General features: G+C 44.0%; 6 protein-coding genes. 1 reads left to right on the top strand and 5 read right to left on the bottom strand.

Translation table 11 applies throughout. The annotated features are described in order from the left end of the window. Nucleotides 1–88: 88 nt before the first annotated feature. The 4 genes from VK179_07235 to VK179_07220 are packed head-to-tail and all read right to left on the bottom strand — an operon-like array spanning nucleotide 89 to nucleotide 14155. Entirely contained in the window at nucleotides 89–8323 is an 8235-nt protein-coding gene (locus VK179_07235; protein HLO58518.1) for a T9SS type A sorting domain-containing protein, read from the bottom strand. Nucleotides 8324–8368: 45 nt separating this feature from the next. Then, complete coding sequence (locus VK179_07230) at nucleotides 8369–9433, bottom strand: glycoside hydrolase family 99-like domain-containing protein (protein HLO58517.1); 1065 nt, start codon at nucleotides 9431–9433, stop codon at nucleotides 8369–8371. A 26-nt stretch (nucleotides 9434–9459) separates the two neighbouring features. Continuing rightward, a complete protein-coding gene (locus VK179_07225) occupies nucleotides 9460–11007 on the bottom strand; it encodes a SusD/RagB family nutrient-binding outer membrane lipoprotein (protein ID HLO58516.1) in 1548 nt (515 codons plus the stop codon). Nucleotides 11008–11017: 10 nt separating this feature from the next. Beyond that, nucleotides 11018–14155, bottom strand: a complete 3138-nt coding sequence (locus tag VK179_07220; protein ID HLO58515.1) for a SusC/RagA family TonB-linked outer membrane protein — start codon at nucleotides 14153–14155, stop codon at nucleotides 11018–11020. Between the two features lie 292 nt (nucleotides 14156–14447). On the opposite strand from VK179_07220, the gene VK179_07215 reads away from it, so the two are divergent. Then, on the top strand, nucleotides 14448–16940 hold the full coding sequence (locus VK179_07215; protein ID HLO58514.1) for a hypothetical protein: 2493 nt from the start codon (nucleotides 14448–14450) through the stop codon (nucleotides 16938–16940). On the opposite strand, the gene VK179_07210 is transcribed toward VK179_07215, so the two are convergent. Then, complete coding sequence (locus tag VK179_07210; protein HLO58513.1) at nucleotides 16937–18826, bottom strand: metallophosphoesterase; 1890 nt, start codon at nucleotides 18824–18826, stop codon at nucleotides 16937–16939. The two genes, VK179_07215 and VK179_07210, sit on opposite strands and share 4 nt — an antisense overlap. Nucleotides 18827–18838: the final 12 nt, after the last annotated feature.

Raw genomic sequence — 18838 nt, 5'->3', positions numbered from 1 at the left:
TAACGATTTATCATATAAAGCTAAGTTGAGATTTTTTCTTAAGAAAAGAAAAGAAGCCAGATCAGTCTGGCTTCTTTTCATAAACTCATTATTTGATAAACATCCTGGTTACTGAACCTGAACGCGTATTGATCCTCAACAGGTATGAACCGTGAGCAAGATCTTCCACATTTATTTCAGCAACATCTTCAACAATTACCGATCTGTCGAACGATTTCACTACCATACCGGTAAGTGCAACTATCTGCACATTTACAACATCCTTGCCGTTTTCAATTGCACAATAAAGCACTGATGAAACGGGATTCGGATACAGGGTCACATTGAGTATCTCAATCCTCTGTACTCCTGTTGCCAGGATGGTTACTGTGAACTGCGTTGAAATTGTTGCATTTCCATACGTGCCGGTCAACGTAAATACACTCGATCCGGTTGAGCTTCCTGCAGCGGAAATCACCAGTTTATGGGTTTGTGTATTTATATAAGCATTAATCAGCGAAGGATTCGTGTAACTGAAATCAACAGTTACCTCGGCATCGGGTTTGCCAACCACAGAGAATACCTGTGAGATATCCACTTCGGTTTCCTCATCGGGATTGTTGCTTATTTGCATATCGGCAGGCTGGGTATTCACAACCAACAGATCAATATTGCCAACACCTACTTTAAAAGTATGGTCAATTGAGTTGACTCCTGATACAGCATGCAGCGTTATATCGGCCGCACCTTCTGCGTCGGGTTCAAAACCCAGCGTCAGGCTTTTACCTGAAATGCCCGTTGAAACCAGTGATTGATTTGAATTACCCGTGACTGTAATTGTAATCGCAGCATTGGGATCACCCATGTTGTAGAATACATTGGTCAGATCAATAACACTGTCTCCGGCATTTTTCATTACCATAACCGGTTGAATGGGATTCAGAACAACTAACTGGGGAGCACTTGTAACAATTACATTGAAAGTAGTGCTTACCATCAGCTGGTCAGATTCACCCTTGACTGTAATAACCGATTGGCCTGTTTTGTTGGACCCAAACGTCAGTGTAAGGGTATTACCTGATATAACCGGTGTAACAAGTGACGGATTGGTATTGCCTTCAATTGTTTTCACAATGGCAGCATCATTACCGTCAGGATCATGGAATGTAGCCGACAGATCACGCGTAACAGGTGCTGAATTCATCAAAACAGCCACACTGGATATCGGGTTCTGTACAACCGGAGGTATACCTACACTTACTGTTACAGTGGTAAGGGCAGTTCTGATACCGCTCTTAGCCCTGATTGTCAGAACAGCGATTCCCTGAGGACCTGCAGCAACGGTATAGCTTAAAGTCTTTCCGTTGAATGTTGCCCCTGTTATGAGATCCGTTCTGGTATTGGTGATCACGCTTAAAGCAATATCAGATTCGTCATTATCTGGATCTGCAAATACACCGTTCATATCAACACTGAAGTTGCCGCCGTTCATATTGGGAATTGAAATATCCGCAACCGGGTTGACCACATAAGGTGCAAAACCTACATGAACAATGAATTCATCTTCGGCATATTTGCTGTTAGTGGTACCGCGAACTTTAATCCTGGCATCACCTTCCAAGTTGTCAGCATATGTAAGTGTCAGTTTTGTGCCGCTGACAACTGCGCCCACAACCGATCCGTTATTGTTTGAAACCACTGAATAGGTGAACGGATTGCCATCCCTGTCAAGGAATACGTCAGTGAGATCAATTTCAGAAGGTTCGGCGTTCATAGCCACTTCGACATCTGCAATCGGATTATTGATTTCAGGCGCCTTGTCAAACTTAAGCGCGTTGTACTCCGTAGGACCTGCATCGACAAATCCATCCGTTGCATTACGCTCAGTAAATGTGGCATCATAATTCACACCGGCATTAGTAAGATACACAGGGTTACCATAGTTAATCGCAAAGCTGGTTGCACTGTTAATGAACAACGAATTGGCATACGCAGCTGGCAAAGGAGCCTTTAATACTCCCAGGTTTGCCTGATCGCCGGTTTTGTAAGTACCTGTTAACGTGGTTCCGGTCGCCAGTGTCTTAACATAGCTTTGCTGGCATGTAATCACAGTACCTGCATCATTCCGGATATCAACTGTGGTTCCGTCACTGCCGCCTGCATTATCAAACAGTAATGAATTGTAAATTTCAAGCGTGTTATTGGCCGCACCCACCATTCTGATGCCATGTCCGTTTCCGGAGTTCTGGCCCTGGTTATCGGTAACAATGCTGTTAATCAGCCTGATTTTGGTAACAACCAAACCTGAACCTTCCACAAACATTGCTCCACCGGCTGATTGTGCAATATTACCCTGGATTGTCGAATTGATAATATCGACATTCAGATGACCGGCTTCACTGTTTGTTATAAAGAATCCACCTCCGTGGCCTTCAACAGTTCCTACGAAATGGCTTGTATTATTGGCTATATAGCATCCGTCAAAAACAATTGAGTAATCGGCTGTAGCATCGGTTGCGCCATGTGCAATCGCAATGGCACCGCCGCGGTTCCGACCATGGTTGCCTTCGAACACACAGGATGTGAACCTGGCATTGGCACCCACTATCCTCAATCCACCACCATACTGTCCGCCTTCAGCAATTGTATTGTTTGTAAAGCTTACATTTTTAAATGTGGCCGAGGTTGTGCGTGTCCCGTGCAGGTATACGCCTGATCCACCGTTTGCACTGGCTGTATTACCGCCGGTAATTACAACGTTCTCGAAGTAGAACCTGGCATCGCTTAATTCAAGTGCCCTGCTGTTCGGAGCAGCCTTAATTGTTGCAGCATCAGAACCCAGGATCTTTACGCTGCCGGTTATTTGAGTACCGTTTCCGGCAACTGCCGGGGGCTGTAACTGTATGGTACCGCTCACATGAATAGTAATTGCACTGTCAAGCGGAGTTATCCCCGTAACATGCGTCAGGGCCTTTTCCAGCGTTTTATAAGGATTATACTTCGTACCGTTATTGGCATCATTACCCGTTTCGGCTACGTAATAAACCTGCAACACACTGTCCCTTGCTTCTTCTATAGCAATACCAGTGAGTTCACCCGCATTGTCATATTCAGCAATTATAAGGTTGTTTCCCATCGAAGCATCCAAAGAAACCGAAGTGGAATAAGCATGCAATTCGGGATTATTCGCTGTTTTGGACCTGTAAACCGGCATCCTTGAAATTTCTGCCATTACATCGGAAATGTAAACAGTATGACCGGCTGCAGGAGTTACACTTACATCAATCTTACCGGATGTGGTTTTACCAATCACATCAACTGAATAAGTTGATTGAAGTTTGTGAACCGCGGGATCAGCAAAGATACTGATATCTTCAGGAGCCAATGTAAGCGCGGTAAAACCAATAACAGAGTTTCCTGCATCGGTTTCCACAAGGAAGTAAATATCATTGGCTTTTGCTGCAACAGAAACACCTGTAGCAGTAACCTGCTGTGAATACAGCGGTGCAATTTCGGCATAATCAAGGCCGATTCTTGGCGTTTCATCCGTGGGATTAGCAGCAGGGTAGAGATATACCTTATGTCCTGCCGGTGCAGCTTCGCCCAATGATATGATACTGTGATTACCCAGATCAAGGTCGGGATCAGCTTTCAACTGAACCGAAACCTGGGGAATCGGGTTCAAAACATATTTACCATATCCGACTATAGCACCGTCTTTAATCTCTATAAACGATATGACCTGTCCGGTGATGTATTTAAATTCACCCGTTACAGCAACTGTATTGAAAACATTGCTGTAATTGCTGTATGGTGCACCATAAAATGGCAGATCTGCAGCAGCAGCAGCTAAACCGGTACGATAGAGAATATAGCCTTCAGCTGTATTAATGTTGAGTTTCGCTACAGGATCAGCATAGGTAACCTGGAAAGATGAATGCAGCAAATCGGTTGATGGATTGACAAGCCGTCCGATCTGCGGTTTGGTTATCCTGAATACTTTGAAACCAAGAACCTGGTCATCGGAATTCACTTCAATTACCGGGATGTAATCGCCTTCAGCCACTGAAATACCTGTACTTAATGTACTCATCGGAACATTAAATACGCTCGTATCCCTGGATGTCCTGTAAAACATACCGGAAAAATCTGAAGTTTCCTGGATGGATGCAGCCCAATAGGTATTTCCCTGGTCAGGATTGCCCTGCAGGACTGTATAGCCCACCTGCGTATAACTGGGCCTGAAGTTCACCGAAAGATCGGTAAAACCTGTGGAATCTGCGATACTGCCGAGAACGGCTGTATCAAGCAGGATAGCTTTATAACCTACAACCTTATCACTGGCATCCACTTCAACCAACCGTAAGTATTGGTCATATGATTTCAGATCGATCGTATCGGCAATCAACTTTAATTCATTTCTGAACAAAGAGGTGTCGCGTTTTGCATTCACTGTCGGTGCTCCGTCCGGTACAGAATAAGGATCGGCATAATATACTTTATGATCCGATGTTGCCTGGTTTAACGCCACCAGTGTGCGGCCCACTATACTGTCGCTTCTGGTGAAACCATATGTTGATGTGAACCCTGTTGCACTGGCTCTTACAGGCAGTTCATTACCCATTGTGCTTTCACCGTTAAGGGCTCGCCTGATTTCACCGCTTATCCACAGGTAGTGATCCTGCGCATTTGGGCTGTAAGTCAGGAATGGAATTGCATTCGAAGGAGGATTGTTATCCACTTTAAAGATCTGTGTCCCTTCGTTCATTTCATCGAACATCCCGGTATACAGCATCTTTACACCGCAATTGATAGCTGCTTTTGCCATATCCCAGTAGTACATACCGTTTTCTCTCGGCTTTCCTGTGAGTGATGCGTCTCCCTTGAGGTTTTTCCAGGAGAAGCCCGGTGAGATGACCGGTACATAATCCACATCATTTGTATTGCACCAGGTTACGTCGCCCGATACGAGGTTCTGATAGGTTGAACCAGTGAAGTCGGTACGGTTGAAACGCCCTGTGTGCCATGGAAGTACAATATCAACTTTCTTAATCAGGTTGATCAGCTGTGTATACTCGGCTCCTGTAACCACATCACTTCCGCCGTTTCTCCAGTATGTAGGTACACCAAGCATTACAGCGCAACCGCCAAGCATGTCGTCGTTCTGGAAGATATCAACAACCCTGGACACAAAGCCTGTATTGTATTTTCTTCCATCATTGAAGCCGGCTCCCCAAATGGTAACCAGTGGGTAGGGTTTGCCACCGTTAGCTTTTGAACTGTGGTAAAGCATCGGCTGATTTTCACCTTTGATACCGTCTCCATAATTAAATATACCTACTGAATTCTTTAATTCATTCCAGTCGTTCTTGATTATGTCGAGATATTCCTGTGCTGAACGCGAAGTCGTATCGATACCGCTCAGGTCATACATAACGCTTATTGCCCTGTGATTGGCTTTTGCAGCCTGAATGGCATTAATCAGAACCTGGTTAAGGCGTTCTTTTGTTGCCGGATTCATAATATCCACCACGAATCGCTGCATGAACACACCATCAACGCCGTATTCTTTCATCCAGCGGAAATGCCTGCTTACAGTGGCCGGAATATACGGACTATATACATAAGCCGTATCCGATCCTTTCAGGAAGGAGGTACTGAATTTTTCAGAACTGGTTGCTTCACGCATATCCGGCCAGTAATCAATTACGCAGGAGCCCGGACCGAAAGTACCGTTCTTTGCATAATGTACCCAGTTTTGTCCTGAACCGTCACCCTGAGCCGAGAACCAACCCTGGTAGCCGCTCATGGACAAGCCGGTATACGATTTGAATGCAGAGGAATCAGGGTAATTGCCGCCCGGCATGGGACCGGTTACTCCGGCCATTTCATAAGCCCCGGCATCTGCTTTTCCGAACTGGAAGTTCCTCGTGAAGTTCCTCTGGTCTTTTGCTATCCATGCCGAAATACCTGTAGTGTCACCGAGGTTTACAGCCTGGCTCGTGCTGTCAATCAGCGGCAGCATATAATCACCGTTAAGTGATTCTGAAATACCCGGTTTCACCAGAGAACTGCCTACTATATTCATTCCACCGGTGGTTACCGTATTCGCATTGAATCCGCCCTGCAATATGGTTCCTGAAAGGTTGATGTTTGTATTGGCTTCATTGCATGAAATATCACCATAAAGGCCATCGGTGATTCCCTGGTTTTTATAGAAGAAGCAATTGCGGATTGTAATGCTGTTTACGGCCTGGTTGCTCTTCAAACCCGGACCATCGCCAACTGAAGCCTGTGTGACATTGAAAGCCACTGTATTGTTAATGAAGGTAACATTAGCCGTGTTCCATATGAAGGCCACTGCGCCAGCATTTTTACAGGTGTCACCGTATATGGTTGAATTCATAACAGTGGCTTTCGAATTTTCGAAGATGAAAACGCCACCGTGGTTAAATGACCTGTTGCCAATGAACGCACATTTGTCGGCCCACAAACCGTTTAACGGCGATGCATTTACTGCAATAGCGCCGCCTTTACCGTCAGTGAGTCTCAAAGCGGCCTGGTTGCTCAAAAAGCGGCAATCCCTTGCAACAACAAGTGCGTTATTGTTCACGTAAATGGCACCACCATTGCTCCATGCCTTATTGTTTGAGAAAGTACAATGGGTCGCATTCAGTATGGCACCGTTTGATGTAATTCGGATGGCACCACCGCTACCGGCTGTTGTATACCCACCGGTCATTGTCACATTTACCAGGTTAAGAGTGCCTGGTTTTGTCATGGTAATAATAGCTCCCTGGTCAGCCTGACCTTTCGGGTCGCCTATGAAGTCAATGTCAATGAAAGTCCTTTCAACTCCGGTATTGGCATTGTTAGCCCAGACAAACCTTGAACCGGCTCCGGCTGCACCTGCGCTTGAGAACCTGAATGTGGCACCGTCATATCCCTTAATTACAACACGGTTTCCCCCGGCGTCAATATCTTTTGATGAAGTGACATCGATTACTCCGAATACTTTCACCGTATCGCCGTTTGTCGCGGCAATCATTGCCCCGCCAAAATCGGCTCCGTAACCGGTTCCGTTTAAGGTCACGAAACCGCTGCCCGACGATGCGTTCAGCTCATAAGCACCGGCGTCAACTTTTCCGCCTGCGAAGTTTCGTGTCTTTCCCGATTGATCGGTCGTAATGCTTAATGTTGTCAGAAAACTTCCGTTTCCCAGGTTAACGGCCTGGCTGTTACCCGACAGGGACAGAACGCCCGATGTATTGATATCGGAAGCGAGGCCCGGATTAATTATATCGGCACCTGTAATATTCCCGGTGCCATTGATAGTAAGATTACTCGTATAACCGCTTAATATTGAATTATTAACGGTAATTGTATGTGCAACATCCGATTGTATATCCAGTTCATTTCCGGAACCGTTTTCATCACGATTTTCGTACAGGATGCAATTGTCGAATTCAAGCACATTGGTATTCTGAATATTCTTGATACACGGGCTGTTTGTATTTCCTCCCGTTGTATTATATGCAAGAGTGCTGTTTACAAATTTCAGATGAACGGGTCCCCACAGAAATGCAACACCACCGGCGTTCAGGGTTTTGTTCTTTGCCAGGGTACAGTTTACGAGTAAACCCGTTGAATTTTCGAAGATGAATACACCGCCGTGATTCCTTGAATAATTACCATAAAAAAGGCATCCTTCTGCATACATCCCGGGGGTGTTGGATCCGATCATGGCAATTGCCGCTCCTTTACCGTCAGCACCGTCAGCAAATGCCGCAGCCCGGTTGTTCAGGAACTTGCTGCCATAAAGTGATACAGAGGAATTTCCTTCGGCGAATATTGCACCTCCGCTCAGCGCACTCCGGTTATCAGATAATGTACTGTTACGGAGAGTAAGCGTTGAACCTGAGACTGCAATGGCACCGCCATGAGAACCGGAACGGCCTCCGTCTATCGTAACGCCATCAAGTGTAAGATTAGCAGCATTGCCCATTTTAATAACGCCACCCCGATCGGCCACCGAATCACCATCAATAACCAGGTTCTTCAGTGTTCTGGTTTTTGCCTGCTCAAAAATGAAACGGGCAGCCGCGGTGAATATAATTTTTGCTGAAGATTCACCGTCAATCGTAAGTGTATTGACACCTCCGCCCAGATCAACGTTACCGTTGAGGCTGAGTGTGCCTGTGATAGTGATATGATCATTATCGGCAGCGGCATTGATTGCCGATTGCAGATCTGATCCATAATCCGTTGCGCCTATCGTCACCTGCCCACGGGCAAGCGGCACAAGCAGCAAGAAAAACAGGAGTAATAGTGAAAGTTTTCTCATAAATAGAAAGTTTAATTATACTAGTTTGATTACCATGGTTTCAGTTTATTGTACCTTGAGTTCGTGACTGAGAATTTCAAGGTAAGATTCTCCGTAGGTATTGGCAGGTTCAACCTGGGTGCCTGAATTCCAGTTGTTAAATGAATTGATTATTATGATCCGTGCGTTATCATTCATATAATGCTTAGCGAGTTTACACTGGTCGGTGAAAAAGGCTTCACTTCTCGGAAGCACATCAGTGCGCGTGTTCAGCGTATCATTCCTGCCGGGAAAGATGCCCGGAACAAAAGCTACGTCCTGGCTGTTCAAAACATCATTCCAGTGGGCCCATGCCAGGTCAATGTTTTCATTCAACGAATTACTCAGGGCTTTACGATCGGTGAACATGTTTGTTGTTAAGGCGTCGAAAGCCCCCAGGTATTCAGGGTAGCGATCAGGATTATTGAAAGTAATGTAATTGGCAATGAAGTAATAATCATAGCCGGTACTGTCTTTCAGCACTGCTCTCAGGTCAAGCATTCCCTGAACACGGGTATCCGTACTATCACTGCTGAGAGGGCGCGGCTCGTAATTATAGGCACTTTGTAAAACGACAACCGGTTTACCATCTATTTTCAGGTAGTTAGGCATTTCAAAAACCGGTTTCATTGTCTTAAAATCAGCAATGACCCTCTGAATATCGGCCGAATCGTTGAAATCCATTACGTTATTCTGAGTCGACAGGCTCAGGTCAAGTGCTACCTGCAAATCGGACATGCCGGGTACCGACGGGAATACATTCAGCATAATACTGTCATTGAATGCATTATGGGAACAAATCCAGAAATCGATACCTGATGCAAGCGCCCAGGTGACATGTTGCTCAAGCACAGCAGGATCTGCTGAATTATACTTGCCCAGGTCAGGCAGGTATAACGGATCTATATTCAGCCAGTTTGTATCCTTAAAGGAAAGGGTATAATATGCGCCCAGCGTAATATCGGCTTTGAGTTCAGTTTCCGGGGCTTTCCAGGGTTTAAGAAGATCTTCCGAAAGATCATCCTTTTTACATCCGTACAGGGCACTAATCGCAACTACAATGCTGATCAATGTTCGAATGGCTATTTTCATCTGATGAATTTTTTAGATTGTTTTACTTATTTGTTTTCGCTGAACATCAAAGGTGTATACATGAGATCCCCGGCTTCGAGGTATGAAACACCCTCATTATACCCGGCACTGTTATAAACCCTCTCTTCGTTGGGATACTTAAACCTTTCAGGCAACGGGCTGGATACCGGAATTTCAGTATTGGACGGATCAGATGAAAAGATCACCGGTAATTGAACAATTCCAGTCCTTCTGAAAAGTGTCCATGCATCAAGTCCCCTCGGATACATAGCCAGCCACGATTGGATGATGATTTGCTTATATGGATTTTTGATTTCACTTGTAAACTTGTATTGCGGAAGAATGGCACCGATCCAATCGGTTGTTCCTGCACCATAAGTGCCCCACGTGACTCCGCCAACAGCTTTATACAGTTCAGCCTTATTTTCTTTGCCGAACATTTTCAGAGATGCATCAATCCCTGCATAATACATGGTCTTTGCCGATTCGGCTGAAAGGCCGAGATAGGCAGCCTCGGCTCTCAGGAAGCAAACTTCGGGGTACATGAGCAGCGAGAAGTAACCTTCTTCGGCAAACCACATGTCACCGGGTTTCGAATAGTCGTTGTCAGACCTGCCGGCATGAGGGTTAGGATTAATATCGGCACCGGCAGGAATTCCTGCTTTGGTTATCGGCCTTCCTGAATATTCACCGTTTGCAGCGGCTGCTTCAGCATATAATGAAAGCCGTGGGTCATTGTAGGGAGCCAAATACATGTATAAAAACTCGCTGATGTTCACTTTACGGTCACCCGGGCTGTAAATGAACCGCTGATACAGCGGATTCCATTGTTCAGATCCTGCATACCACCTGAAAATGGCATTATCATCATTCGATGATATCAGGTTATCAGGTTCAGCAAGAAGTTCTGTAAGTACGGGACCGGCAAACTCACTGTCAGTATTATAAATCTGCATGGTCAGCCTTAAAGCAAGCGACCTGGCAAACTTTTTCCACTTCACAAGGTCACCCCCGTAAATAAGATCAGCGGCCTGCATATAAGTATCCCCATCCGGATTCAATGAATCAGAGCAGGCAATGAGATTATTGATCAGTGTATGGTATATTTCGGATTCACTGTCATATGATGAAGTTACCTGCTCGTTTATTGCATCCGAAAAGGGTACTGGCCCCCAGAATGAAATCATCTGGGAGTATATATAAGATTCCCAGATTTTGGCAACCAGCACACGATTGGTGTAATTCGAGTCAGCGGCATACATCTGATCGATTTTAGAAAGACCGGTGAGGCAGTTGATATAGAATCTCCTCCACCAACCTTCGAGGGTAACGTCCACTGTTCCGAAATTAACAAAGGCACCACCGCTTTCAGTCCAGTACATTCCATAGGTCCAGCCTGCTTCATATTCAATGTCTTCGAGCAACCGGGCTGTGTTTACGACTGAAGTGGGAAACAGGAAATCGGGATCCACTTTTTCAGCCACATTCGGATTTGTATTGATCGTGTCGAAATCCTTTGTGCAGGAGACAAATGCAATAAATCCAAGTATTATGAAGAATAATTTCCTTTTCATCTTGCTATTTTTAAAATTCCAGATTGACATTTATACCGAAAGTTCCCATTGGCGGCAGAGAGCCGAATTCGATCCCCTGTCCGTTGCCTGCGTTGGTACTGGCTTCAGGATCAAGCCCTTTTGGTGTGTTGCGGTACAAAATCGCCAGGTTTCTGCCAAAAACACCCACTGAGGCGTTTTTAATAAAAGTGCTCTTGAGTATCGCAACAGGAAGGGTATAGGATAGCACTACTTCACGCAGCTTGATATAGGAAGCATCAAAGAATGACAATTCCTGTATCAGGTCACGATCGGCCAGGTACCAGTTATTCGGGTTTATATAATATGAATTCTTCCGGCCATCGGGTGTATAGGCATCCTTCAGGAGAATTCCGCCCCGCACTTCACCCAGGGTCGGATCCTGGCCATAGACAAAATTGTTGATGAAATAATCGTTCCTGCCCGGCAGTGTATTGGCAAATGTTCCCCAGACGGTTCCTTTAAGATAGGTTGCGGAAAACATATCGCCACCAATTTTTGCATCAAGCAATGTTCTGACCGATAAGTTTTTGTATCTCAGGGTTGATGAAAAACTACCTGTCCAGTCAGGTGTTGCATTTCCTATCAGGCGGTTTTCTTCGGGAATGGGGCGACCTCTGAGGTTCATCGGCGATTCCTCACCATAAACCAGTTTACGTCCCTGTTCATCGCGTGCCCAGCCGACACCCCTCATGACCCCGTAAGGCTGGCCTACTTCAGCCACAACCTGTACCTTCCACCATGAATTTAGCTCAAACTGGTCTTTACCATCAATCATCGAAACCACAAGCGAGTTATTCTTTGCATAGTTGAAGGTCATTTCCCATCGCCAGTCATCCTTTACAACAGGGATTACGTTAAGCGTAATTTCAATCCCCTTGTTCTGAATTTCGCCGGCATTGAATATTTTCGAATCATATCCTGAAGAAGCCGGCATACGGGCCTCAAAGATCTGGTTCACAGTCGAACTCTTATAGTATGTAACATCCAGGTTTATCCTCCTGTCGACGAAACTTGCATCAAGTCCGATTTCCTTCGATGTCGTTTCTTCCGGTTTGATTCCTTCGTTATAACTGACTATATTGGGAGAAGCAAGCGTCTGTCCGTTGAATGAACCGCTGAACTGGTAATAGTTACGCAGGCGGTAAGCATCCATGTCATTTCCTGCCTTAGCCCATGAAAGCCTTACTTTACTGAATGAAATGAATTCAGGAAGCTTGAAAATGTCACTTACTACAAAACTCAGGTTCGCCGAAGGATAAAAATAGGAGTTCATCCCGTTCTTATTAAGCAATGCTGAGGACCAGTCATTTCTTCCTGTCAGCTCAAGAAACGCAAAGTTTTTATAACCTGCCACAAATGACCCGAAGAGTGAATTGATTCTTTTATGACCGGTATACTGGCTAACAACAGGTCTGTCGTTTGAATTTGTAATTGTAAATAAATCGCTTTGGATTAAACTGTTGATAGTAGACCTGTTATTCTTCGCCTGCCTGTCAGAAATGTTCCCGCCAAAGTTGGCTGATAAATCCAGATCGCCGAAAGTCTTTTGTGCAAGCGCCATAAACTGGGCATTGATCTCCCTGTTATAGTTCTGGAATGTGGAATAATACCCGTCGGGATCTACTGAACTGCCTTTGGTTGTGGCATTGTATCCCTGGAAAAATATCATGTCGGTTCCCAGCCGGCCTGCCAGGGTGAGCCAATCGGTAAGTTTATATTCCGGGGCGAGAAATCCTTCAATCCTGTCGCGCTGATCCTGGTTGGGATCTTCATAAATAGCCCAGTAAGGATTCCTGAAACCTTCATGTTCGGTTGTGATTTCGCTTCCGTCGGCATCTTTGTAATGTTTCATGGTTTCAAGCGACAGATCGCGGGGCATAAAAATGAATACATTTGCCGGGTTCCTGACATTGCCATTGTTGTACATTCTCTTATCGACCTTATCAAGGGTATAGGTGATCTTCGAATCGATCTTAAACCGGTCTTTGTTTATACTTCCCCTTAGGTTAAGAGTATGACGGTTATCCACATTGCATTTCGGAACTATGCTGTTTGAATTCAGATTCGTATATGACAAACGGTATAACAGCGCTTCGTTTCCTCCTTCAACTGAAATTGAATTTGACAGGGACCGGGCAGTCTGGTAAAAATTCTTCACATTATCGGGCTGGGGAACATATTTGCCAACAGTTCCGTCAAGACGGATCACTTCCTGTCCCTGCATCTTCGGGCCCCAGCTCCTGTACCAGTCGGCCATATTGGGCATACCGTACTGGTCACGTGTAAAATTAAAATCAGCACCTGACCCGTAAACGTTCTGGTAATCGGGATACTCAATAATCTTACTCCATGAATCACTCGAATTAAGGTTTACTTTGAGCCCGTTTTGTTTAGATCCCTGTTTTGTAGTGATCATGATGACACCGTTTGCCGCACGCGATCCGTAAAGGGCAGCCGCATTGGCACCCTTAAGTACCTGGATTTCCGCAATGTCATCCGGATTAATCGAACCGGCGTTATTGCCATAGTCGAGCTGGGTTCCGGTACTCCAGGTGGCCAGTTCAGTGCCGGAGTTGTCGACTGGCACTCCGTCAACCACAAATAAAGGTTGGTTATTCCCCGATAATGAATTGGCACCTCTTATTACAATACGGCTTGAACCTGTAGTTGTCTGCGGTGGTGTGATTTGAATACCTGCTACTTTTCCAGAAAGCAGGCTCACCAGGTTATTTTCCTTTGCCTCACTTACCTGGTTTCCTTCAATCCGCTGCTGCGAATACCCCAGTGACCGTTCCTGACGCTTAATTGTCAATGCTGTGACAACCACTTCGTCAAGCATTTTTGTCTCGGTTAACAGGGTTATATTAATTGTAGTCTGTCCCTGGATTGTAACTTCCTGGGGTATCATTCCCAAAAAAGAATAAGTAAGAACGTCACCCTGTTTTGCATTTAATGAATAGTCACCATTGACATCGGTTACAGCACCCGACTGCGTACCTTTTATCAGTACATAAACTCCCGCCACGGGAATATTGTCCTGGTCCACTACCTTACCACTGATCCTGCTTTCCTGTGAAAAACCAAGCAAGGGTATTTGTAAGAGCAGCATTAGTAATAATTGTTTCATGAAATTGTACTTATTAGTTAATAATCCTGTATCGGTTGAATGGCCTTGCACCACTGCAGGCATAAATTTTTGCGTGAAAATAGAAGTCGATGATAAAAAAAAGGGTTAATTTTGGATTAGCTGTACTGTTAAATAAACTATATCATAGCTTTTTAACACAGGTTGAGTTGCAATCTGCCTATTCAATCAATCCCACACACTCCTGTAAGTGGAGATTTTATGCATATTTTAAAACTTGATGACTTTTTTAAAAAAACATTTCAGATATATTGCCCTGTTATCCTTAGTTTTTTTGATTTCAGCAGTAACATCTGATAATAGCCTGAATTCCGGCGGCCTTAAATTTCTTTCAAAACAGGTTTATTCGGGGCAAAGAACATCATTCAAACTTTTCAATGATTTCAAGCGTGTTACAAAATCGTTTGATCTTGAATTTAATTGTCAAATCTATAATCCGAAATATTTCGGTTTTGTTTTCAGAGCCACTCATGCTTCAGAAAAGAATTCAGCACCGCTGATGCACCTTCTTTTTATTCCGGCCCAGGGAAATTCAGGGAAGTGCCTTTTTGAATTCCATTTTGCCAATTCCAAAAAAACAATCCAGTTTACAGTGGACACGCTTCAACTGAATAACCTGTCTTTTGCAATCCGGGGACTTGTAAAAGAGAGGCTTATCCTCATAACGCTCAATGGCAGGAACCAGGAAACGGAGTTTGCTTTTCCGAACAACCTGAATATGAATTTTGTATTTGGCCTGTTTGGTGAAAACACCGACGTAGCACCGATGATTTTGCAGAATGTCAGGCTTAACCTGAATGACCAGGTAGACTATCAGTGGCCATTGGATGAGTTTTCAGGAGATATCGCACATGAAAAAATAAGTAAGATTGAATCGGATGTCAGTAATCCGAACTGGATGCAGGATAAGCATTATTACTGGGAAAAGGTAATGACATTGAAATCGGATCCGATGGCCGGCATTGTAATGGTCAAGGATAATACTCTTCTTATACTGAACAGGGACTCGCTTGTCATGTGTGATCCTCACAGCCTGTCATTGCGATCTTTGCACTATGCAAATAAAAGACCTTTTGAGAGGGATGCATTCTTTGCTGTTTTTAATCCGAAAAACCAGACCGTTATCGGGTATGATTTTCATTTCCTCAAAGTAAATGACGGAAGCAGGGTTTATTCTGTTTATGATCCTATAACGAATTTGTGGTCAATGCCTGACAGTGCTACAGTGCTTGATCAGAACCACCATCATTGTATTTTCTGGAATAATGACACCAGTAAAGTAATTACTTTTGGAGGCTATTCATACTTTCATTATTACAATACATTCAGATCCTTTGATTTTAATTCCGGTTTTTGGGAAAAAATGGACTTTTCAGGTGATGAAATCTATCCACGCACGCATGCATCGGTTAATCGCAACATGTATACGGGAGATTATTATCTTTTCGGAGGATTTGGTAATAAGGAAGGATCACAATCACTTGAAGGGAAATACTTTTATGATCTTTACCAATTTGACCCGCAGGCAGGAAAAATTAAAAAATTATGGGATATTGATTCCCCGGGCTTTGATTTTGTGCCAAGAGGTACCTTAATTTTCAGACCCGACAAGCCCCTTGCCTATGTATTGGGCAACAAACCGGTTGAGAAATCGAGCCTGAGATTATATGAAATCAATCTCGAAGAACCTGAAATAAAGGTTGTAACCGATTCAATACCCGTTATTTTTTCGGATATGTCAGGGAATGCCTTCCTGTTTCAAAACAAGATTCAAAATGAATTATACTGTGTAACCCGTGAGACTACCAACCAGAACTACGCTGCAATAACTGTTTACAGGCTTATCTTTCCTCCTTCAGGGATGATTCCAGTAAGCCAGACTGAACCAAGAAAAGTATGGATGCTCATTGCAGGCTTACTGTTGGCATTCTTTATCCTTCTCACCCTTTATTTTATCAGGAAGAAAAATGGAAAAACGATTACCCCTGAAAAGCCTGAATTAATTGAGAAATTCGAAAGAAGGAAACAGAATTCAATATGGCTTTTGAATGATTTCAGGGTATTTGACAGGAATGGCCATGATATAACCTACAGGTTTGCCACCAAATTGAGGCATGCCTTTATCGTGCTTTTCATGGAAAGTTATTTCAGGAACGGCATTCTTTCAGCCGATTTCTCGGATCTTTTATGGCCTTCCCTTAATAAAATCCAGCAGAAGAACAACAGGGGAGTTGTAATAAATAACCTCCGTAAGATTTTTGAGGATATGGACGGGGTCAGTATTTTAAAAGATGAAATGCACTGGAAGATCAGTTTTTCTGAAAAGGTTTATATTGATTATATTGAGGTTCGGAAGCTTATTGTTACGATACATGATGAGCAAACAAGCGAGTTGGTTCTTGATTATTTTTCGTTCGGAAATCTGCTGCGCAATGAGACATGGGATTATGTTGATCAGTTCAAGGATGGCTATAGTGCGGCTGTAATTGATGTATTAACTGAAATGAACCGTAATGCATTCCATATTCATAATCATATGAAGTGCATAGAAATTTCAGACGTCATTCTCAATCATTTCGATTTTCTCAATGAATCAGCGATGGTGTACAAAATAAAATCACTGTATATTCTGAAAAACAGCTCAAGGGCCATATCCGAATTCAATAAATTCAGGTTGAAGTACAGTGAGAGCCTGTCAAAGAATTTCCAGCTTACGTTTGATGAGATACTCAGGCTGCCCGAGCACTTTGATAATTATCTTCGTTAATTTGATAAAAGAGACGTAATATCCACAGTTTTCCACCTTTTTAATCCCGTTCCGCTATAAATATCGGCGGTGACCTTGTTTCCGGCTACATGAATTAATATATAGCCCTGAATATCCCCATATTCAAAATGCCGGACATAAGGTTTTTCCTTTGATAACTTTTCTTTTCGTCGTTCACGGTCGGAAGGAGAAAAACCCGGTTCGAGCTCTGTAAGGGAAGGTCCGTAGTTCTCAACTCCCGAAAGAGCCTTGCCGGGAACCTGTTCAGTGTTGTCTAACACTGATGATCCCGACAACTGAACAAACCGGCCGTGCGAAGTTTCCCGCTCTATTATTCCATATGCATGTAAATGACCTGCCAGAACTATAGCCCGGTTGTCACCCAGCAATTCAAGGAGGTCATCATGATCCTTTTTTTCTTCCGGCCTTGAAAATTCAACCCATTCAGACCTGGCATTAATGGGCACCACAGGTTCATGCATAACAACAAACTTCAGGGGAATATCGGCGTATTTTTTCATCTGGCTGGCAAGCCAGGGCAGAGAGGTCCTGTCGTAACTGTCGTAAAAGAAGAAAACAGCCTCGTCTTTTAAATAGACATATCTCGAACTTGTAATTTTATTTCCTGATTGCCTTGATACAAAGGGTAGAATTACCTCTTTATAGGCTGAATCAGCTCCCGGTCCGGTAATGTCATGATTTCCCTTGCTTACCATAAAAGGAACATGGATCATGTTCTCGGTGTAATGCACGAACTCATTCAACTGAAGTGCAGCCAGTCTGTAATTTCCGCAAAGTCCTTCGGTAAAATCGCCGGTTTGAACAACAAACGATGCATCTTTTCGTGTTATGGCACCAATCTCATTGTACAGTACCGGCAGATGGTATTTAGTCGTAAAACAATAATGCCTGATTTGTGATGTGTCTGCAGGATGAGTACGAAGTACCCAATCCATATCGTGATGCCCGGGTTTATCAAAGTGGAGATCACCTAAAAAGATAAAGGAAAAGGAGTTCGCCGTTTCTTTTTTTTCAGCCTGTGGAAGGGTAATGTATTCATGGGTAAATGTGCCTGTTTCAGGATCGATATCGATAATCCGAAATCCTCTTTTCGAAGGGGTTTGGTCATCGTTAAGTCCGAGCGGTTCACTTACAGGTCCGGTAGTGATCAGGGTAACCGAATCCCTGTATGTTTTAATTATATTCCGGTGACTGTGCCCCGACAGAATAAGCTTTACCTTATACTTTACAGCTAAATCGAGGAGCCACTGCCTTTCTTTTAACGGAAGATTAAAATAGGCATCATTTTCATCCGGACGCTCAATAAAAACCGGATGATGAAGCATGATTACCCTGAATGCGGACCTGTCTTTCCGAAGAACTTTTTCGAGGAATTTTTTTTGTTCTGAGGCGGCCCCACTGTTTTTTTCCGGTTCTTTCAGGTACCAGCTGTTCAGCACGATAAAACGACAGTTTTTCAGAGTGAATGTATAAAAATCATTCCTGCCCGTATGCTTACGGTAGTCCTGGATTCCTTTTTCACTCCAGCCATCGTGATTTCCCATTACCTCATAAACAGGAGGATTTAATCTTTGCGAAATTGTTTTGTATTGTTGCCACAGCTCTTCGTTTGCAGGATCATTTACCATATCTCCCGTGTTCACAACCAGGTTGGCTGCAGGCTGAAGATTGTTTATCAATTCCACAGCTTTCATGAAATACTTGTCATCAAGGCCTGTTTCAGCAATTTTGCCGGTTTCCTTCGCATGGGCTTCTGTAAAACCCAGCTGAACGTCACTGACCTGGACAACCCGGATCGTGGAACCTGCTATTGAATAAAGCATAGGTGAAAACAGCAGGAAGAGAGAGAAAAGAAATTTACACATAATCTTGGTCGG

Source organism: Bacteroidales bacterium (assembly GCA_035299085.1).
Lineage (GTDB): Bacteria > Bacteroidota > Bacteroidia > Bacteroidales > UBA10428 > UBA5072.
The sequence above is the reverse complement of the archived record's forward strand: the minus strand, read 5'-3'. Positions and strand labels throughout refer to the sequence as shown.